The 18,729-nt window shown below is 39.5% G+C and carries 21 protein-coding genes; 14 read left to right on the top strand and 7 right to left on the bottom strand.

The window, feature by feature from the left end; genetic code table 11:
* Positions 1–96: 96 nt before the first annotated feature.
* Positions 97–966, top strand: a complete 870-nt coding sequence (locus tag GM698_RS02545) for a LysR family transcriptional regulator (RefSeq protein ID WP_209289610.1) — start codon at positions 97–99, stop codon at positions 964–966.
* 72 nt (positions 967–1,038) lie between these two features.
* On the opposite strand, the gene GM698_RS02540 is transcribed toward GM698_RS02545, so the two are convergent.
* Positions 1,039–2,535 (bottom strand): SulP family inorganic anion transporter, encoded by a 1,497-nt coding sequence (locus tag GM698_RS02540; RefSeq protein WP_176812835.1) that lies wholly within the window; start codon positions 2,533–2,535, stop codon positions 1,039–1,041.
* 644 nt (positions 2,536–3,179) lie between these two features.
* Between GM698_RS02540 and GM698_RS02535 the strand changes: the two genes are divergently transcribed.
* Positions 3,180–3,338 (top strand): hypothetical protein, encoded by a 159-nt coding sequence (locus GM698_RS02535; RefSeq protein WP_176807971.1) that lies wholly within the window; start codon positions 3,180–3,182, stop codon positions 3,336–3,338.
* A 131-nt stretch (positions 3,339–3,469) separates the two neighbouring features.
* Here the strand turns inward: GM698_RS02535 and GM698_RS02530 are convergent, their stop codons facing one another.
* The gene (locus tag GM698_RS02530) at positions 3,470–4,864 is read right to left on the bottom strand and encodes a Do family serine endopeptidase (RefSeq protein WP_176807972.1); all 1,395 of its coding nucleotides are present in this window, start codon (positions 4,862–4,864) and stop codon (positions 3,470–3,472) included.
* A 227-nt stretch (positions 4,865–5,091) separates the two neighbouring features.
* Here GM698_RS02530 and mlaF point away from each other — a divergent pair, with 227 nt between their 5' ends.
* The 7 genes from mlaF (at position 5,092) to murA (ending at position 9,897) form a co-directional block, all read left to right on the top strand.
* The gene (gene mlaF, locus GM698_RS02525) at positions 5,092–5,892 is read left to right on the top strand and encodes a phospholipid ABC transporter ATP-binding protein MlaF (protein ID WP_371739910.1); all 801 of its coding nucleotides are present in this window, start codon (positions 5,092–5,094) and stop codon (positions 5,890–5,892) included.
* On the top strand, positions 5,885–6,661 hold the full coding sequence (gene mlaE / locus GM698_RS02520) for a lipid asymmetry maintenance ABC transporter permease subunit MlaE (protein ID WP_209289609.1): 777 nt from the start codon (positions 5,885–5,887) through the stop codon (positions 6,659–6,661). Before mlaF ends, mlaE begins: the two co-directional genes overlap by 8 nt.
* A gap of 21 nt (positions 6,662–6,682) precedes the next feature.
* The gene (gene mlaD, locus GM698_RS02515; protein WP_159629195.1) at positions 6,683–7,201 is read left to right on the top strand and encodes an outer membrane lipid asymmetry maintenance protein MlaD; all 519 of its coding nucleotides are present in this window, start codon (positions 6,683–6,685) and stop codon (positions 7,199–7,201) included.
* Positions 7,202–7,250: 49 nt separating this feature from the next.
* The gene (gene mlaC / locus GM698_RS02510; RefSeq protein WP_176809673.1) at positions 7,251–7,886 is read left to right on the top strand and encodes a phospholipid-binding protein MlaC; all 636 of its coding nucleotides are present in this window, start codon (positions 7,251–7,253) and stop codon (positions 7,884–7,886) included.
* An 11-nt stretch (positions 7,887–7,897) separates the two neighbouring features.
* Positions 7,898–8,221, top strand: a complete 324-nt coding sequence (locus GM698_RS02505) for a lipid asymmetry maintenance protein MlaB (protein WP_176807976.1) — start codon at positions 7,898–7,900, stop codon at positions 8,219–8,221.
* 24 nt (positions 8,222–8,245) lie between these two features.
* Positions 8,246–8,506 (top strand): BolA family protein, encoded by a 261-nt coding sequence (locus GM698_RS02500; protein ID WP_159629198.1) that lies wholly within the window; start codon positions 8,246–8,248, stop codon positions 8,504–8,506.
* Between the two features lie 113 nt (positions 8,507–8,619).
* Positions 8,620–9,897, top strand: coding sequence for a UDP-N-acetylglucosamine 1-carboxyvinyltransferase (gene murA, locus GM698_RS02495; RefSeq protein ID WP_176807978.1), 1,278 nt, complete (start codon positions 8,620–8,622; stop codon positions 9,895–9,897).
* Positions 9,898–9,954: 57 nt separating this feature from the next.
* Here the strand turns inward: murA and ruvC are convergent, their stop codons facing one another.
* The gene (ruvC, locus tag GM698_RS02490) at positions 9,955–10,533 is read right to left on the bottom strand and encodes a crossover junction endodeoxyribonuclease RuvC (RefSeq protein ID WP_159629200.1); all 579 of its coding nucleotides are present in this window, start codon (positions 10,531–10,533) and stop codon (positions 9,955–9,957) included.
* A gap of 64 nt (positions 10,534–10,597) precedes the next feature.
* Entirely contained in the window at positions 10,598–11,131 is a 534-nt protein-coding gene (locus GM698_RS02485; RefSeq protein ID WP_176807979.1) for a hypothetical protein, read from the bottom strand.
* Between the two features lie 368 nt (positions 11,132–11,499).
* Here GM698_RS02485 and ugpB point away from each other — a divergent pair, with 368 nt between their 5' ends.
* The 5 genes from ugpB (at position 11,500) to GM698_RS02460 (ending at position 16,486) form a co-directional block, all read left to right on the top strand.
* Positions 11,500–12,807, top strand: coding sequence for a sn-glycerol-3-phosphate ABC transporter substrate-binding protein UgpB (gene ugpB / locus GM698_RS02480; RefSeq protein ID WP_209289608.1), 1,308 nt, complete (start codon positions 11,500–11,502; stop codon positions 12,805–12,807).
* Between the two features lie 65 nt (positions 12,808–12,872).
* Positions 12,873–13,748: a sn-glycerol-3-phosphate ABC transporter permease UgpA gene (gene ugpA / locus GM698_RS02475; protein ID WP_209289607.1), complete on the top strand. Its 876-nt coding sequence runs from the start codon at positions 12,873–12,875 to the stop codon at positions 13,746–13,748.
* Positions 13,749–13,750: 2 nt separating this feature from the next.
* On the top strand, positions 13,751–14,599 hold the full coding sequence (gene ugpE, locus GM698_RS02470; protein ID WP_176812292.1) for a sn-glycerol-3-phosphate ABC transporter permease UgpE: 849 nt from the start codon (positions 13,751–13,753) through the stop codon (positions 14,597–14,599).
* A gap of 17 nt (positions 14,600–14,616) precedes the next feature.
* Positions 14,617–15,717 (top strand): ABC transporter ATP-binding protein, encoded by a 1,101-nt coding sequence (locus GM698_RS02465; RefSeq protein ID WP_209289606.1) that lies wholly within the window; start codon positions 14,617–14,619, stop codon positions 15,715–15,717.
* Between the two features lie 19 nt (positions 15,718–15,736).
* Positions 15,737–16,486, top strand: a complete 750-nt coding sequence (locus GM698_RS02460) for a glycerophosphodiester phosphodiesterase family protein (protein WP_176812294.1) — start codon at positions 15,737–15,739, stop codon at positions 16,484–16,486.
* Positions 16,487–16,535: 49 nt separating this feature from the next.
* Here GM698_RS02460 and GM698_RS02455 read toward each other — a convergent pair whose 3' ends face one another.
* From GM698_RS02455 to GM698_RS02445, 3 genes are read right to left on the bottom strand one after another with little or no spacing between them, the layout of a single operon-like run.
* Entirely contained in the window at positions 16,536–17,276 is a 741-nt protein-coding gene (locus GM698_RS02455; protein ID WP_176807980.1) for a YebC/PmpR family DNA-binding transcriptional regulator, read from the bottom strand.
* A 10-nt stretch (positions 17,277–17,286) separates the two neighbouring features.
* Positions 17,287–17,745, bottom strand: a complete 459-nt coding sequence (gene nudB / locus GM698_RS02450) for a dihydroneopterin triphosphate diphosphatase (protein ID WP_159631233.1) — start codon at positions 17,743–17,745, stop codon at positions 17,287–17,289.
* Between the two features lie 39 nt (positions 17,746–17,784).
* Positions 17,785–18,690, bottom strand: coding sequence for a DMT family transporter (locus GM698_RS02445; RefSeq protein WP_236650880.1), 906 nt, complete (start codon positions 18,688–18,690; stop codon positions 17,785–17,787).
* Positions 18,691–18,729: the final 39 nt, after the last annotated feature.

Raw genomic sequence — 18,729 nt, 5'->3', positions numbered from 1 at the left:
GGAATTGAATGGCGGTTTTTGGAAAGGTGGTTTTTAAAAATGCAAATGTAAATTAAAACCTGCTAAAATAACCCAAATGTTTAAACAGTCAAACCAATGAATCTCAACACCCTACATCTATTTGTCGCCATTGTCCAAACAGGCTCGCTTTCCAAAGCGTCCGAACGCACAGGCGTACCGATTGCCACTATCAGCCGTCAAATCAGTGAGCTTGAAAAATCCTTGCAAATTCAACTGTTTGACCGCCAAAAATCAGGCGTTAAGCCCACAATGGCAGGGCAAAAACTGTATGACGAAGTGCATTTGCCTATTGACAATTTGTTAAATGCCAAACAAGTGCTTCTTGATGATGAACAGAATTTAAAAGGCGTGTTACGCATTTCAGCACCGCCTGCTTTTGAGCCTGTGCTTTGGTGGATTGGCAAGTTTCAACAGCAATTTGCCCACATTCACATTCATTGTACGCTGACCGAACGCTATTTGGATTTGGCAAATGACGGTATTGATGTGGCGTTTCGCATTGGCGACTTGCACGGTGATGATTTTATTGCCAAAAAAGTATTGACGCTTGGCACCAAATGGGTGGCAAGTCCTGATTTGTTGGCACGACTTGGCACACCAAAAACTATATCCGATTTGGCAAATTATCCCATTGCCAGTTGGGCAAAAAATGGCGAAAGCGAAATGGTCATTCAAATGAACAAAGCAAAAATTGCCTTGCCGATAGCATTTGCCAGCAATGACAGCTATGCGGTGGAATATATGATTTTGCAAGGCTCATATATCGGACAAATGTCTGCTATTACCGCTGATGAATGGATAGCCAAAAAGCATTTGGTGGAGATTTTACCCCAATTTGATGCCCCTGCTTTTGAAGTGTTTATGTTGTACGCCGCCCATCGTTATCGCTCTGCCATTGTCAAAGCCTTTGTGGAATTTGTATTGGATGAAATTCAGACTGACTGAACATAAAATACCATCCAAATGAAAGTTTGGGCGGTATTTATTTTTTAAAGCAACCCATCATCAAAATAGGCATTAATGCGTATCTAAAATATCCACATCGTCTTTGTCTGATTTGCCAAAATTATCCACCAGCGTTTTGCTGGCTTCGTTTAAGCCAAAAACTTGCACGCTTGCCCCTTGTTTTTTGTAGCGTGTTACCACTTTATCCAAGGCACTGACCGCCGAAATGTCCCAAAAATGGGCGAGACTGACATCAATGCTCACGGTTTTGACGGTTTTTTTATCAAAATCAAAACTGGCGATAAAATCATCGGTTGATGCAAAAAACACCTGCCCTGTTACCCCATACGCCAAATCGCTCTCATCTGCGGTAGGCAAATTTAGCACCTTCATGTAACGCCCAATTTTATTGGCAAAAAACAACGCCGACAACAACACCCCAAAAAACACCCCCAAAGCCAAATTATGACTGTACACCACAATAGCAACGGTGGTTATCATCACCACATTAAAGCCCAAAGGGTGCGTTTTTAGCTCTTTGATGGACTGCCATTTAAAGGTGCTAAGAGCCACCATAATCATAATGGCAACTAGTGCAGGCATTGGAATAATTTTAATCCAATCACCCAAAAACACCACCAAAATCAACAAAAATATGCCTGCCATCAGCGTAGAAAGTCGGGTGCGTCCGCCAGATTTGATGTTAATTACCGATTGCCCAATCATCGCACAGCCTGCCATACCGCCAAACAGACCGCTGACAATGTTGGCGATGCCTTGCCCTTGGCATTCTTGGTTTTTGTTACTGTCGCTTTCGGTCATTTCATCAAGCAAATTGGCGGTCAATAACGATTCTAACAATCCCACCGCTGCAAGGCTCAATGAATAGGGCAAAATAATCCACAAAGTGTTCAAATTAAACGGCACATTCGGCAACAAAAACGCAGGCAAGCTGTCTGGCAACTGCCCCATATCGCCCACCGTGCGAACATCAAAGCCAAGCCCTACCGCCACTAAAGTAACCAGCACCACCGTTGCCAATGGCGACGGTATTAATTTGCCAATTTTGGGTAAATAACCAAAACCATACACCACTAACAACCCCAAGGCGGTTAAGGCGTAAGTTTGCCACGACACGCCTGCTAAATTGGGGTTTAATTCGGGCAACTGTGCCAAAAAAATCAAAATCGCTAAAGCATTGATAAAACCAATCATCACCGCCTGCGAGATAAACCGCATCAAACTGCCTAGTTTCATCCAGCCTGCTACAATCTGAATCATGCCTGTTAAAAGTGTAGCGGCAAGCATATAGTCCACACCGTGATTTTTAACCAGACTTGCCAGCACTAATGCCATTGCCCCTGTAGCGGCACTAATCATCGCAGGGCGACCGCCAAAAAAGGCAATCACAATGGCAATGCAAAAAGACGCATACAAGCCCACCTGTGGCGAAACCCCTGCAATGATAGAAAAAGCAATAGCTTCTGGAATCAACGCCAACGCCACCGAAAGTCCTGATAAAATATCTGCTCTAGGATTGGCAAGCCAGTTTTGCGAGAAATGTTTAATAGAAAAAGCAGAAAATGCTGTCAAAATAGATGTCCAAATTGTCAAAAAAATCGATTGTAACACAGCTTTTGGTTTGATTTAAATGATAAAAAACACCACTTACCTTTTTGCAAATGATGTTTTAAATCGTCATTATTTTACTTCAAAATATGCTATTTTATCGCGATAAAAAGAGTTTAAATAAGTCATACCTCGATGCAATACGGTAGAGACGTCACTCAAATCTTACGTATATTTGCCTTAAGTAAACGGGTGTTGCTGCCAAATTGTCGGGGTTGATGGTGGTGATGTGATAATTTGTCTTAACAGCTTGTCATCCGCCCAGTGCAAACTTTCAAATACGCCATAGCAAATAGCAATGTGGTTTGCTTAGTCAAGTGATGGCCAGCGTGGCAGCATTGGCATTCACTTCAAAAAATCTCAATGGTTACACGGATGATTTTTTTCAAAGACATTGTGATTGACCGTATAAAGTAGCGATTTTCTCCCGCCAATCACACTAATGCTAATGGCGTGAATTTGTATTTTGTCAGCATGTGGCGGTGTCAGATGTGCTTGTGGTAACCGTATTCCAGACCATACTCCCTTTGGATAAGTTGTTTAGTGTTTTTAATTGGCGAGCCAAATTATAAGGTTAGTTGTAAGTGGTTAGAAATTACACTTTTGTCATTAATGATGTGTATATCATTGAAAAATACGGTAAAAATGGACGAGGTATTGGAGTGGCTTTCGTGCTTTCACGCTCAATGGAACATTGTTTGATTGGTGAATATGGCTTGGTAGAGGAGGCACGTCTAATTTAGACGTGGTTTGCTGTCTATCAAGGATCGCGAACAATCGGTATTTATGTGGGAGTTTTTGGATTTTATGAATAGTAAATTACTTTAAGCAAAAAATAAGGTGGGATAAGCCCACCTTATAAGTTCACTATGATTTATTGTAAAATCACATAGAAATTGCCACCGTCACGCAAGATGTTTAGTGCAACTACGGATGGTTTAGCATCTAAAATTTTACGTAAATCAGCGATGTTTTCGACTGAATGACGGTTTACGCCAATGATAATGTCACCTTTTTTCAAGCTACGCATTTCAGCAATAGAACCTTTTTCTACGCTTGAGATTTCAACGCCTTTAACCCCTTTTGAGTTATAGTTGTTAAACGTAGCCCCTTTTAATGCAGGAATAATGTTTTCTGCTGTGGTTTTCACTTCTGAGTCTGATTGTAGGGTAACTTTTGTTTTGGCTTGTTTTCCGTCACGTAAATAGGTTAGTTCGAGTTCTTTGCCAACACCAGAGGTTGCCACTTTAGCCCGCAATTCGCTGAAGCTATGGATTTTTTGACCGTTAATTTCAGTAATCACATCGCCAGCTTTAAAGCCAGCTTTGGCTGCGGCAGAGTCTGGTAATACTTCACTAATGAAAGCACCTTGTTGCGTTGAAATATTAAACTCTTTCGCTAGATTCGCATTTAGCTCCCCGCCTTTAATACCCAGCATACCGCGTTTCACTTCACCAAATTCGATAATTTGGCTCACAAGACTACTTGCCATATTGCTAGGGATTGCGAAAGCAATACCAGCATTACCGCCACTTGGCGAAATAATTGCCGTGTTGATACCGATTAATTCACCATTTAAGTTAATGAGCGGACCACCTGAGTTACCTTGATTGACTGCAGCATCAGTTTGGATATAGTTTTCATATCCTTCATCGGATTTGCCAGTTGAGCGACCCAGTGCAGAAACAATGCCTGATGTTACGGTTTGTCCTAAGCCAAATGGGTTACCAATGGCTACAGTAAAATCGCCCACCTGTAATTTGTCAGAATCAGCAAATTTAATTTCAGTGAGGTATTTTGGATTTTCAATCTGAACTAATGCGACATCTGAAAGTGGATCGCTGCCGACTAATTTTGCGTTAAATTCACGACCATCTTCGAGTTTTACGGTCATTTTATCTGCGTTATCAATAACGTGGTTATTCGTAATGATATAACCTTTTTCTGCATTGATGATAACACCTGAGCCTACACCACGAAAGTGACGAGGAGCAGATGAACGGTTACCGAATAGATCGGCATTCGGTCCGAAGAAAAATTCAAATTCGGGTGGAATTTCACGTGTGTAGCGAGAATCTTCTTGTGTTTTACCTTCAACTGCAATGCTTACCACGGCAGGGCGAACTTTTTCTAACATTGGCGCAAGGCTAGGCAGTGCTTGTCCATTTACTTGTATTGGTAATGTAGCCTGTGCAGCCATTGGTATGGCGGTAATACTTGAACCTAAAATTATGGCGCTGAAAAATGAATTTTTGAGAGTGTTATTCATATTGTATATGTTCCTCATATCTATTTATTGCGTTTTTATAATTTACGAGTGAAATAGCTCGTGTTTACTAAGACAAAGCTTTTTTTTTTCAGTTCATCAATTTGCAAAATTTTTATGAAAATCGACCGCTTGTCAGAATAATTTTGCAAGCTTATTTAAAAGTTTTTTGACATTCGGTTAAATTTAATAGACCATACACCAATTTTGTTAATTTGAGTCCTATTTTGATGTCTAGAGAAAATTTGGTTGAAGTAAAGCATCTGACCTTTAAACGAGGGAGCCGAGTGATTTATGACAATCTCAATTTGCAAGTGCAAAAAGGTAAAGTAACTGCCATTATGGGGCCGTCTGGAATAGGTAAAACTACGTTGTTACGCTTAATTAGCGGTCAAATTTTACCTGAATCAGGCGAAATATTGTTTGATGGCAGAGATATTTGTAAAGCAAATAATAAAGAGCTTTATGAAATTCGCCAGAGAATGGGAATGCTGTTCCAATCAGGTGCGTTATTTACCGATATTTCTACATTTGATAATGTGGCTTTCCCTATTCGTGAGCACACTTGTTTGCCCGAAGAGCTAATTAGAAAATTAGTGCTGTTGAAACTAGAAGCCGTTGGGCTTCGGGGCGCGGCAAGTCTAATGCCTTCCGAATTATCTGGTGGTATGGCGCGTCGTGTCGCACTTGCTCGTGCGATAGCACTAGATCCTGATTTGATAATGTATGATGAACCCTTTGCAGGACAGGATCCGATTAGTATGGGTGTGATTGTAGAGTTAATTAAAGAGTTAAATCAGGCATTAAATCTCACCTCTATTGTTGTATCTCACGATGTAAAAGAGGTGCTAAGTATTGCGGATTATGCTTATATTGTGGCGGATAAACGCATTATTGCAGAAGGAACACCAGAAATGTTACTCGAAAGCCAGGATCCACAAGTAGTGCAATTCTTAGCAGGTAAAGCTGACGGCCCCGTGCGTTTCCACTACCCGGCTAAAGATTATACGGAGGAGCTATTTAATGGTTAATTTTATTAGCTCTGTTGGGATTTGTGTTATTAATTTTATCCGTACGTTTGGGCGTTCAGCTTTTATGTTATGGGGGGCATTAATTGGTAAGCCTGAATTTAGAAAACACAAACCGTTATTGATTAAGCAGCTTTATGCACTAGGGGTGCAATCGCTTTTAATTATTATGCTTTCGGGTTTATTTATCGGTATGGTGTTAGGTTTGCAAGGTTATGTGGTATTAACAGATTTTGCCGCTGAAAGCAGTTTGGGGACGTTAGTATCGCTTTCGCTATTGCGTGAATTAGGGCCTGTAGTTACCGCTTTATTATTTGCAGGGCGAGCTGGCTCAGCATTAACAGCAGAAATTGGTTTAATGAAAGCGACAGAGCAACTTTCCAGCCTTGAAATGATGGCCGTTGATCCATTAAGAAGAATTATTGCACCTCGCTTTTGGGCTGGAGTAATCTCAATGCCTATTTTGGCCGCCATTTTTACCGCAATTGGTATTTGGGGAAGCTCGCTTGTTGGCGTCGACTGGAAAGGTGTTGATAGTGGAAGTTTTTGGTCTGTAATGCAAAGTTCTGTTAATGCTAGCGATTTAGTTAATGGTTTCATTAAAAGTATTATTTTTGCCTTTGCTATAGTGTGGATTGCTTTATTTAATGGTTATGATTGTATACCTACTTCAGAAGGTATTAGCCAAGCAACAACAAAAACCGTGGTAAATGCATCACTTGTGATTTTAGGATTAGATTTTATTTTAACTGCGATTATGTTCGGTGGTTGATTTTAGTAAAAGGAATAGACAATGCGTCAATCAATTAAATATGAATTCTGGGTAGGGTTATTTGTGCTACTAGGGTTAGCAGCTCTTGTCTTTTTAGGTTTAAGAGTGGCAAATGTGCAAGGTTTCGCTAGTGAGAAAACCTACACGCTTTATGCAACTTTTGACAATATTGGTGGACTAAAGGTACGTTCGCCAATAAAAGTGGGTGGTGTAGTAGTAGGGAGAGTTACAGATATTTCTCTTGACAAGAAAAGCTATACGCCTAAAGTTGCCTTAGCTGTGAATGAGAATTTTAACCAAATTCCAGATACCAGCACGCTTTCAATTAAAACCTCTGGCTTATTAGGCGAACAATATATTGCGTTAAATGTCGGCTTTATGATTGAAGGCGAAACCGCAATAATGAAAGAGGGTGATACTTTTGTGGATACTAATTCTGCAATGGTGTTGGAAGATTTAATCGGTCAGTTTTTATATGGCGATAAAAAGTCAGATAAAATTGAAGGTGAAAAAGCGGTTGATTCTGTCACGGCAGAATAATCAACCTAACAACAATAACCTCTAATTTAGAGTTTGGAGATTATCAATAATGTTAAAAAACATTAAAAAAATTATCGTAACAGGTTTAGTGGCAGTTTCTGCCTTATTCTCAACTTCTGCATTTGCGGAAACAAGTCCTTATGTATTAATGCAACAAACAGCAGATAAACTATTTGGTAATATCAAAAGCAATCAAAGTAAAATTAAATCAAATCCTGAATATTTGCGTACTATCGTGCGTAACGATTTAATGCCATACGTCCACGTTAAATATGCAGGTCAGTTAGTATTAGGTAAAAATTTATCTTCTGCAACGGATGCACAAAAAGAAGCCTTTTTTAACGCATTTGGTCAATTTGTCGAGCAATCTTATGCACAAGTATTAACTCAATATCAAGGTCAAAATGTACAAATTGAAAGCCCAAAATCAGTTGATGGTAAATCAATTGTAAGCATTCGTGTGAATGTAGCAGGAAAAGGTGCTGCACAGCCAATTAAATTAGATTTTAAATGGCGTAAAAACAGTAGAACAGGTGAATGGCAAGCATACGATATGGCTGCTGAAGGCGTGAGTATGGTTGCAACTAAACAAAATGAATGGGCAGGTGTTATTCGTCAAAAAGGTATTGATGCTTTAACTGCTCAAGTTGCTCAATCAGCAAAACAGCCTATTATCTTAAAATAAGTCGCTTAGTTATGCCGCAAAAAAAATTACAATGGGATGTTCAGCAAAACAATGAAAGTCTTTTTGTGAAACTATCGGGCGAATTAACTCGTGACACGTTGCTTCCATTGTGGGAGCAACGTGCTTCTTTTTTATCTCCTAAAACTACTCAAAGATTGTATTGGGATTTAAAAGAGATCACGCGTGTTGATTCTGCTGGTTTTACATTACTTGCTGAATTATTAAATCACTATCATAAAATCATACCAAATAGCTTAATCCATACACCAGATTCTGTGAGAACATTAGCAGAACTGTACGATTTAAACGATTGGTTTGAGCAATTTATTATTTAGAGAACTAGAAATTAGGACTTAATAATGACCCCATCACAAATTGAAGAAATTTTAAAACAAAGCTTAACCGATGTAGCGGAGGTGTATGCACAAGGCGAAAATGCACATTTTGGCGTTATTGTCGTCAGTGATAGCATCGCTTCACTTTCAAAAGTAAAACAGCAGCAAGCTGTTTATGCACCATTATCAGACTATTTCACTACAAATGAAATTCACGCATTAACGATCAAAGTATTCAGTACAGAAAAATGGAAAACTGAGCGTTTACTAAATATGGTAGGATAATGGATAATATTTTGACAAGCGGTTAAAAAATTCATCTTTTTTGCAAATTTCTAGACAAAAATGACCGCTTGTATTTCGTTACCACTTACATATTCTTAATTTAGGACTCCCAAATGGAAAAATTTCGTGTGTACGGGCCATTCTCTCTGAGTGGAACGGTAGATATTTCAGGTGCCAAAAATGCAGCCCTGCCTATTTTATTTGCATCTATTTTAGCTGAAAAACCGGTGACATTAAAAAATGTACCTGATTTAAAAGACGTTGATACCACTTTTAAAATTTTACGCCAATTAGGCGTGATGGTTGAGAAAGCAGAAAAAGGCGTTGTATATATTGATGCAAGTAACATTAATAACTACGTTGCACCATACGAATTAGTCAAAACAATGAGAGCTTCTATTTGGGCATTAGCACCGTTGGTTGCACGTTTCCAAGTTGGACAAGTTTCATTGCCAGGTGGCTGTACTATTGGTGCTAGACCTGTTGATATGCACATTTCTGGCTTAGAGAAAATGGGCGCTAGAATTGAATTAGATGAAGGCTATGTAAAAGCAACCTCTCGTGGGCGTTTAAACGGTGCCAGAGTTTATATGGATAAAGTAAGCGTAGGGGCAACCTTATCAGTGATGATGGCTGCAACCCTTGCAAAAGGGACTACTGTAATTGAAAATGCCGCACGTGAGCCAGAAATTGTGGATACTGCCGATTTCTTAAATGCAATGGGTGCAAAAATTTCTGGTGCAGGTAGCGATATGATCACGATTGAAGGCGTTGAACATTTAGGCGGCTGTGAGCATAGCGTAGTGCCAGATCGTATCGAAACGGGTACTTTTTTAGTGGCAGCAGCAGTATCGGGCGGCCACATTACTTGTCGCGGTACTAAAGCAGATACGCTTGATGCAGTAATTGAAAAATTACGTGAGGCGGGTATGCAAATTGATGTGACTGAAGATACCATCACACTAGATTCATTTGGTCGTCGCCCGAAAGCAGTGAATATCCGTACAATGCCACATCCAGGTTTTCCAACAGATATGCAAGCTCAATTTACGTTGTTAAATGCGGTAGCAGATGGTACAAGTCGTATTACTGAAACGATTTTTGAGAACCGTTTTATGCATATTCCAGAGCTTATTCGTATGGGAGCTAAAGCTGAAATTGAAGGCAACTCCGCGATTTGCTATGGTGTAGATCGATTAAAATCAGCAGAAGTGATGGCAACCGATCTTCGTGCTTCAATTAGTTTAGTATTGGCAGGTTGTATTGCAAATGGTGAAACTATTGTTGATCGCATTTATCATATCGATCGGGGTTATGAACATATTGAAGAAAAATTACGCAGACTTGGGGCAAGAATAGAACGATTTTCCACGCCATCTGAAGATGAGTAATTGCAACATTTCCTGAAAAGAAGACCGCTTGTTAGTATTTTTTCAAGCGGTTTTTAATTATGCTTTCAACCTAAATCTTCCTCTACTATAACGAGTTTTTATTAGAGCCAAAATTTGCTCTTTCTCACTATTTACACGTTGTTGGCTTTGTTTTGCCACAATTAATGAGTGCTGTATAGAATGAGCGTGAGTAATAGCAATTGCTAACGCATCAGCGGCATCAGCTTGTGGCTGGGCAGAAAGTTGTAGCATTCGCGTTACCATATCTTGAACCTGCACTTTATCTGCTGAACCAATCCCTGTAACTGTTTGTTTCACGAGTCTTGCTGCATATTCAAAGACTGGCAAATCGTGATTAACTGCCGCTACAATCGCAGTGCCCCGTGCTTGCCCAAGTTTTAAAGCTGAATCGGGGTTTTTCGCCATAAAGACTTGCTCAATTGCAAACATATCTGGGTGAAATTGGGTGATAATTTCGCTCACGCCAGCATAAATACGTTTAAGGCGGGTAGGTAAATCGTCAGCTGTTGTGCGAATTGCACCGCTTCCAAGATATTCTAGATGCCGCCCCTTTTGGCGAATGACACCATAACCTGTTACCCGAGAGCCAGGATCAATTCCTAAAATAATAGACATTTCTGTTATAAATAAAATAAGCGAGAAGGTATATCTTCTCGCTTATGGTTGAATTAATCAATTCTTATTTATTTAATTTTTTCGTTAATTTGCTATCAACATCGCAAAGTTTTGCAAGGATTTCATCTGTTTCTTTTCCTAGCTTCGTGAGCATACCAGTAGTTTCGTCGGTTGCATTTGATAGCATAAATCCAGTTGAAACATTCCAAATATAACGATCAGACTTAAATGATGTAAAGTCTTTATTTGCAACATCACGTGTTAACGTAGGGATTTTTTGTATTTTTTGACCGTTCTGTAACAGAATGTTTACGGCTTTAGCTTCTTCGCCTTGGAAAACATAATTTGCTGTTACCCATTTACCACTTTGGCAACGATATACAATTGATTTTGAGGAATCAGTTGCTTTTTCTACTTTAACAGCTGCAACTCCATGAGTGACATTACCTGCAATATCATTTACTTGTTGAATTGCTTGATCTGCTACTTTTGCTACAGGATCTACTGTTGGTTGAGGAACTACCTGGTTATTCGCATTAGAGCAAGCGGCTAATACTAAAGTTGCTGCTAGAGCAGGAACGAATTTGACTAATTTCATAGTTTTCTCCTTAAGTAATTTTAATATATAGAAGCAACAAGTAATTTTAATATATAGAAGCAACAGCTTCGTTTAATTAGTATAGATTTTTTTATAAAAGTTCATTTATTTTATCGCTAAACATAAACCTAATTTCGCATATAAGTTATAACTATTTGATTTTATTATTTTTATTTTATGGATTTATAAATAATTTCTTTTGCAAAAAATTTTACTTTTTTAACCGCTTGTAGATCTTCAATTAAAAAAATAAATGAATATTTTGTATTGTCATAAAACTGTCATAAAACTGTCATAAATCTTTGCTATTTTCCTGGTGTGCGAAATGCACAATGCTTAATTAACCTATCAACCATAGCGAGGTTTAAATGAAACGCTTATTGACTAAAACAGCATTAATCACTGCAATCACATTAGGAACCCCAGCGTATGCTGCGACAGAAATTCAATGGTGGCATTCAATGGGAGGGGCATTAAATGATTGGGTAAATGGTTTAGCACAAGAATTTAATGATAGCCAAAAAGAGTATAAAGTTGTGCCTGTTTTTAAAGGCTCTTACCCTGAGGCGATGGCGGCGGGAATTGCTGCAGTAAGAGCTGGTAATGCACCGGATATTCTACAAGTGTATGAAGTCGGTACTGCATCAATGATCTATGCAAAAGGGGTGACAAAATCTGTTACACAAATTATGAAAGATGCCGACCTGAAGTTTAGCCCGTCAGATTATATTCCAGCTATAAGTAGCTATTACACTGCCCCAAATGGCGAAATGCTCTCTCTCCCTTTTAACAGTTCGACAGCTGTGCTTTATTACAATAAAGATGCTTTCCAAAAAGCAGGGTTAGACCCTGAAACAGCACCAAAAACGTGGAAAGATGTTCGTGCGGTCACCGAAAAATTAAAACAGTCTGGTAGCACTTGTCCTTTAACCGTGTCTTGGATGGGCTGGACGCAATTAGAAAACTTCTCTGCGTGGCACGATGTTCCTTTTGCAACTAAAAATAATGGTTTTGACGCTTTAGATGCAGAATTAACCTTTAACTCTGAATTACACGTTCGCCATATTGATAACTTAGCGGATATGGCAAAAAACAACTTGTTTATTTATAAAGGGCGTGAAAGTAGCTCTCAACCTGCATTTGCTTCAGGCGAATGTGCGATTTTCATCGGTTCGTCAGGCTCTTATTCAGGCATTAAACGTGATGCCAAATTTGCTTTCGGTGAATCAACTCTACCATATTACGATGATGTTGCAGCCGCTCCTCAAAATACAATGATTGGTGGTGCAAGTTTGTGGGTATTGGCAGGTAAGCCAGACTCTAACTACAAAGGTATTGCACAATTCTTTGACTTCCTTTCTAAACCTGAAGTACAAGCCAAAAGCCATATGACTACAGGTTATTTGCCAGTTACGTTGAAAGCCTATGAAATCACAGAAAAATCAGGGTATTACACACAAAACCCAGGGACAGATGTGCCTGTAGAACAAATGGTTCGTAAAACAACTGAGCGTACTCGTGGTATCCGTTTAGGTAATATGCCGCAAATTCGTACGATTGTTGATGAAGAGCTAGAACAAGTCTGGACGGGTAAGAAAACCGCTCAACAAGCACTGGATAATGCCGTTAAGCGTGGTAATGAGCTACTAGAAAGATTTAGAAATGTAAATAAATAATATCGACTATTGCTCTTCCATCGATATTGGGTGGGAGAGTATATTTATTTCTAGGAATAATAACTATGACAAGATATACAGGATATCGTTTTTTATCGTGGTTACTGTTATTGCCCCAATTATTGATTATTGGCATTTTTTTCTACTGGCCTGCAATACAGGCGTTATACCAATCATTTCAAATGCAAGATATGTTTGGTATAACCAGTTACTGGGTAGGATTCGATAATTTCAAACGTTTATGGAATGATCCAACCTATTGGGAATCAGTTTATGCCACCATTTACTTTTCCTTTTGGGTCACCTTACTTGCGTTAGTACTTTCCTTGCTGCTCGCCTTTTTTATGTATCGCATCACAACAGGTGCTGTTTATTACCGCACTTTTTTAATTTTACCTTATGCGGTTTCACCTATTGTTGTGGGTGTTTTATGGGCATTTATGTTTTCTCCCTCTTTTGGTGTGATTGCTTATGCATTAAAGCAAATCGGCATTGAGTGGAACCACCAAATGAATGATTCACAGGCGATGTGGCTTGTGATTTTAGCCTCAGTCTGGAAACAAATTTCTTATAATTTCCTATTCTTCTATGCAGGCTTACAAGCGATTCCTAAATCACTGATTGAAGCCGCTGCGATAGACGGTGCAGGCCCTTGGCGACGCTTTTTTACCATTCAATTTCCGCTACTTTGGCCAACAACCTTTTTTCTTTGTGTCATTAATATTGTTTATGTGTTCTTTGATACTTTCGCCATTATTGATTCTTTAACAGAAGGCGGACCGGGTAAATCCACATCGACACTCGTATATCGTATTTATGTAGAGGGTTTTAAATCGATGGATTACGGCAGTTCCGCAGCACAATCGGTGATTTTAATGACAGCTGTATTATTGCTGACCTTGGTGCAATTTAAATATATGGATAAAAAGGGAGGGCATTAAAAATGGTTGAAAATCGTCCTTGGTTGAATTTCTTTTCCCATTGCAGTTTATGGATTGCGGTATTACTTATCTGTTTTCCGATTTATTTGGCATTTGTAGCTTCTACGCATACGGAAACGGATGTGATTTCCGTACCGATTTCACTTCTGCCGGGCGATCAAATTATTCAGAACTATACGACCGCCCTTTGGGGGAGCGAATTTTCAGCCACCGCATTGCCGGTTTCTCGAATGCTTTGGGTCACCTTTGTGATGACAATGCTCATCGCTGTGGGGAAAATCACGATTTCTTTGCTCTCTGCTTTTGCAATCGTTTACTTCCGTTTCCCATTGAGAGGGTTAATTTTTATCCTGATTTTCGTCACGCTGATGTTACCAGTTGAGGTTCGAATTATCCCAACTTATGAAGTGGTGGTGAATTTGCATTTAATTAATAGTTATGCAGGTTTAACCATACCGTTAATTGCTTCTGCTACCGCAACATTTTTATTCCGCCAATTCTTTGCTACCGTGCCGCAAGAGTTATTGGAAGCGTCAAAAATGGACGGAGCAAAGGCAATGACATTCTTTAAAGATATTCTTGTGCCACTTTCTATTCCAAGTATTGCAGCATTGTTTGTGATCCAATTTATTTATGGCTGGAACCAATATTTATGGCCACTATTAATGACCACCAGCGAAGATATGTTCTCGTTGGGTATCGGCGTGCGAAAAATGCTGGATACAGGCGGCGGGCCTATTAGCTGGAATGTAGTGATGGCAAGCGTGATATTGATGCTTATCCCACCAACCCTTGTGATCTTATTGATGCAAAAATGGTTAGTGAAAGGACTAATTGATTCAGAAAAATAATAATTTAAGGAAATTTTATGGCAACACTTGAATTAAAAAATATTACCAAACATTATGGAACGGCAAAAAAACCGCAAGATTTGATTTTAAAAGGTATCAATATAGAAGTAGAGGCAGGGGAATTTATTGTCGTGGTTGGTCCGTCTGGCTGTGGGAAATCTACGCTATTACGCCTTATTGCCGGTTTAGAAACGCCTACAAGCGGTGATATTTTGATTGGAAATTGCAATGTTACGCAATTAGAGCCTTCACAACGCAATATCGCAATGGTGTTTCAAAACTACGCCCTTTATCCACATATGACAGTGCGTGAAAATATGGCTTATGGCATTAAACTTGCCAAAATGCCTACCACTGAAATTGAACAACGCATCAACGAGGCTGCCAAAATGTTAGAGCTCGAGGCTTATTTAGATAAAAAACCGAAAGAGTTATCCGGTGGTCAAAGACAGCGTGTTGCAATGGGGCGAGCCATTGTACGTAAACCCATTCTCTTTTTATTTGATGAGCCACTCTCAAATTTAGATGCGAAATTACGCACATCAACCCGTTTGGAAATTCGCCGTCGTCATAATCGAATTGGGGTGACCTCACTCTATGTTACCCACGATCAAACAGAGGCAATGACACTGGCGGATCGCATTATTGTGATGAATAAAGGCAAAATTGAGCAATTTGATACACCAGAAAATATCTTCTCTCGCCCAGCTTCAATTTTTGTCGCTAACTTTATTGGTTTACCTGCAATGAATTTATTAAATGTTGAAGTGAAAAGCAACGATGTTTACTGTGATGGGCAATTACTAAAAGGTGTATCTGCGCCAAGTAGTATTAAAGCACAAGGTGGCGGGAATTGGATTTTAGGCATTCGACCAGAGTATATTACTTTGGTGGAAAACAAAACAGAACATAGTTGGGACGCTTTAATTTCTATTAGTGAATTATTAGGTTCTGAGCAGTTAATTTACGGCAAATTAGGGCAGCAGCCGATAATTATTCGCTACAATCAAATTCGTACAGATTTATTACATCACGAAATTTCTGACACATTCCATATTGAAGCTGATTTATCACAACTACATTGGTTTAATTCGATAACGGGTTTACGCCAAGAATAAAAAAATAGAGAAGGATTTTATGTCATACCCATATCCAAAACTGATTGCCCATCGAGGTGGTGGCAACCAAGCACCTGAAAATACACTCGCTGCTTTCCAACTTGGCTTGCAACACGGCTATAAGATGTTTGAATGCGATGCCAAATTATCTGCAGATGAACAGCTATTTTTATTACACGACGATACTTTAGACAGAACTACTTCAGGAAAAGGCAGTGCAAAAATTGAGTGGCAAACCTTAAATCAGCTTGATGCTGGCAGTTGGTTTAGCCGTGAATTTCAGCAAGAATCAATCCCATTATTAGAGAAAATAGTGCCATTTGTATTGGAAAATAACTGTTTTTTGAATGTAGAAATTAAGCCAAATCCTAACCAAGATTATAAAACAGGTATGGCGTGTGCCAAATTTCTTGAGCAATTTGTAAATGCTGAAAGCAAAGAACATTGCCCGCTTTTGCTCTCCTCATTTAGTGAAGATGCCCTCAAAGGGGCTTATGATGCACACACTTCTATTCCAAGAGCATTGCTATTGGAGAAGTGGCGAGATTCTGCTTGGGAAACGGTAAGTGAATTGGCGTGTAGTGGTTTTGTGCTAAATTATAAAATTGTGACCAAAGAGCTTGTTGAAAAATGCCATAAAATTCAACGGTTTGTAATGGTTTATACGGCAAATGAAGAGAAAGAAGTGGCAACATTATTTGAAAACGGGGTAGATAGTATTATTACGGATAATATGCAATTGGCGAAATTATATCTCGATAAAAATTAGTTTGAAAAATAAGGGCTAATCTAGATTAGCCCTTATTTTTTATATTTGATTAAAGCAACGCCGCTACTTCATCGCTGATTTCGCCGTTGTGGTATACGTTTTGCACGTCATCGCAATCTTCAAGGCGATTGATTAAATCAAGTAGTTTTGGGGCAGTTTCCGCATCAAGTTCAACAGTGGTTGATGGAATCATTGTGACTTCTGCAGATTCAATTTTAAAACCTGCTTGCTCAATGCCATCACGCACATCGCCTAAATCTTCCCAAGCGGTGTAGATTTCAAATGAACCGTCTTCTTGAACTTGAATATCATCAGCTCCAGATTCGATTGCCGCTTCCGTTAAAGCATCTTCATCGCCAGAAGCAATTAAAATTAAGCCTTTTTTGCTGAACAGATAACCTACAGAACCTTCGGTGCCTAAGTTGCCGCCGCACTTGGTAAAACTTGGGCGAACTTGTGAAATGGTGCGGTTGGCGTTATCGCTTAAACATTCCACCATCACCGCTGTACCGCCTGGGCCGTAACCTTCGTAGATTTTGGTTTCCATATTGGTGTCATCGCCACCGCCTACACCACGTTCAATTGCACGGTTGATGGTATCACGCGTCATATTGCTTGATAACGCTTTATCAACGGCTGAACGTAAGCGAGGGTTTGCATTCACATCACCTCCGCCTAATTTTGCAGCTGTTACTAATTCACGAATTAATTTTGTGAAAATTTTACCGCGTTGTGCATCTTGTGCTGCTTTGCGGTGTTTAATATTTGCCCACTTACTATGGCCTGCCATTTTGTTTTCCTTATTTTAATGTTGTTAGATATTGTTTGATCGCCTGTGCGTTGTTCGGGGATTTCGTCATTTCGACCGCTTCCTCAACCGAAACCCAACGGTAAGCCAAATGCTCGCTTAAAATCGGCTCTTGTTCACTTTCAAGCGGTAACAAAAACCAATGCTCGACACAATGTGTGATATTCGGTGCGTATTTATACCGAAAATGCGGAAAAATTTCAAATTCTATCTGCTTTTGGCAATCAACAAGCGGTTGTTTTTTCTCTGAATTTTGCAAATGGGAAACTGGCAAGCCAATCTCTTCAAACACTTCACGTTCGGCGGCTTCAATCGGTTTTTCGCCTATTTCGATAGAGCCTGTTACGGATTGCCAAAATTCAGGATCGTCTTTACGTTGTAGCATCAATACTTGATGAGTATTTTTAGCATAAACGACAACTAACACGCTATTAGGATTTTTATAATTCATCATTTGCAAAATATTTAGTGATTTTAACCGCTTGTAATATTACCCAAGAACAACAAGAACCGCCGCGAAAACGACTAGCACCAGCCCTACAAAATCTTGAATTTTCAGCCGCTCTTTAAAAATAAAGTAGGAAATGCCTAAAATAAAGAAAATTTCCACTTGCCCGAGGGTTTTTACAAAGGCAACGTGGTTTAAGCTCATTGCATTAAACCAGCCGAAAGATCCCAGAAAGGAAAATAGGCTCGTGAGTATGCCCAGTTTAGGCAAGCGGAAAAATTTAGCGAGAGTATCTCGTTGGAAAAGTGCTAAATAGATCACAAGTACCACCGCCTCAAACGTAATAACAGCAAAAAGTACCCAAGCGGCAGAAAATAAATAGTGGCTATGAAGTTGTAAGCTAGCTTCTCGTACCCAAAGGGAGGTGAGGGCAAAGCATAAACCGCTACCAATGCCGAGCAACGGCGTTTTCCACGAAAGCTGGCGTAAATTGCTACTGCCTGTCATTAAAAAGATTGCGACACCGCCGAGAATGACGCCAAACCACCCAATACCACTGATTGTGACGCCAAAAAATATTACGCCAAGTAAGGCTGCCCAAACTGCCTCACTTTTCGCAAGCCCAACACCGATAGCATAATTTTTTAAGTGAAAGAGCTTAACCATTAGAGAGGTTGCCATAATTTGGGCTAGCCCTGCGGCTATCGCATACACAAAAAACAGTGGCGGAAAGTCAGGAATATTGAGCGTTTCATCATATTGGTACAAAAAATATAAATAGCCACTTGCTAAAGGCACGGCATAGAAAAAACGAGCCAGCGTGACGCCCAATACAGGCACATTTAGGCTAAGTTGCTTTTGAAAAGCATTGCGAACCGCTTGTGCGATAGCTGCCAGTAAGGTAAAGCAAATCCACATAACAATGATAAAATAAGAACAGATAGCCAAATCTTACTCCTTTATTAGCGGTTTGCAAGCGGTCTAAAA

The organism is Mannheimia sp. ZY171111, from assembly GCF_017750945.1.
Lineage (GTDB): Bacteria > Pseudomonadota > Gammaproteobacteria > Enterobacterales > Pasteurellaceae > Mannheimia > Mannheimia pernigra.
Note: the sequence above shows the minus strand (reverse complement) of the source record. Positions and strands in the feature narration are given on the sequence as shown.

What these genes read in the sequence shown, in the direction of transcription:
- GM698_RS02545 (WP_209289610.1), top strand. Translation starts at nt 97, where the DNA reads ATGAATCTCAACACCCTACATCTATTTGTCGCCATTGTCCAAACAGGC.
- GM698_RS02530 (WP_176807972.1), bottom strand. Translation starts at nt 4,864, where the DNA reads ATGAATAACACTCTCAAAAATTCATTTTTCAGCGCCATAATTTTAGGT.
- mlaF (WP_371739910.1), top strand. Translation starts at nt 5,092, where the DNA reads ATGTCTAGAGAAAATTTGGTTGAAGTAAAGCATCTGACCTTTAAACGA.
- mlaE (WP_209289609.1), top strand. Translation starts at nt 5,885, where the DNA reads ATGGTTAATTTTATTAGCTCTGTTGGGATTTGTGTTATTAATTTTATC.
- mlaD (WP_159629195.1), top strand. Translation starts at nt 6,683, where the DNA reads ATGCGTCAATCAATTAAATATGAATTCTGGGTAGGGTTATTTGTGCTA.
- mlaC (WP_176809673.1), top strand. Translation starts at nt 7,251, where the DNA reads ATGTTAAAAAACATTAAAAAAATTATCGTAACAGGTTTAGTGGCAGTT.
- GM698_RS02505 (WP_176807976.1), top strand. Translation starts at nt 7,898, where the DNA reads ATGCCGCAAAAAAAATTACAATGGGATGTTCAGCAAAACAATGAAAGT.
- GM698_RS02500 (WP_159629198.1), top strand. Translation starts at nt 8,246, where the DNA reads ATGACCCCATCACAAATTGAAGAAATTTTAAAACAAAGCTTAACCGAT.
- murA (WP_176807978.1), top strand. Translation starts at nt 8,620, where the DNA reads ATGGAAAAATTTCGTGTGTACGGGCCATTCTCTCTGAGTGGAACGGTA.
- ruvC (WP_159629200.1), bottom strand. Translation starts at nt 10,533, where the DNA reads ATGTCTATTATTTTAGGAATTGATCCTGGCTCTCGGGTAACAGGTTAT.
- GM698_RS02485 (WP_176807979.1), bottom strand. Translation starts at nt 11,131, where the DNA reads ATGAAATTAGTCAAATTCGTTCCTGCTCTAGCAGCAACTTTAGTATTA.
- ugpB (WP_209289608.1), top strand. Translation starts at nt 11,500, where the DNA reads ATGAAACGCTTATTGACTAAAACAGCATTAATCACTGCAATCACATTA.
- ugpA (WP_209289607.1), top strand. Translation starts at nt 12,873, where the DNA reads ATGACAAGATATACAGGATATCGTTTTTTATCGTGGTTACTGTTATTG.
- ugpE (WP_176812292.1), top strand. Translation starts at nt 13,751, where the DNA reads ATGGTTGAAAATCGTCCTTGGTTGAATTTCTTTTCCCATTGCAGTTTA.
- GM698_RS02465 (WP_209289606.1), top strand. Translation starts at nt 14,617, where the DNA reads ATGGCAACACTTGAATTAAAAAATATTACCAAACATTATGGAACGGCA.
- GM698_RS02460 (WP_176812294.1), top strand. Translation starts at nt 15,737, where the DNA reads ATGTCATACCCATATCCAAAACTGATTGCCCATCGAGGTGGTGGCAAC.
- GM698_RS02455 (WP_176807980.1), bottom strand. Translation starts at nt 17,276, where the DNA reads ATGGCAGGCCATAGTAAGTGGGCAAATATTAAACACCGCAAAGCAGCA.
- nudB (WP_159631233.1), bottom strand. Translation starts at nt 17,745, where the DNA reads ATGAATTATAAAAATCCTAATAGCGTGTTAGTTGTCGTTTATGCTAAA.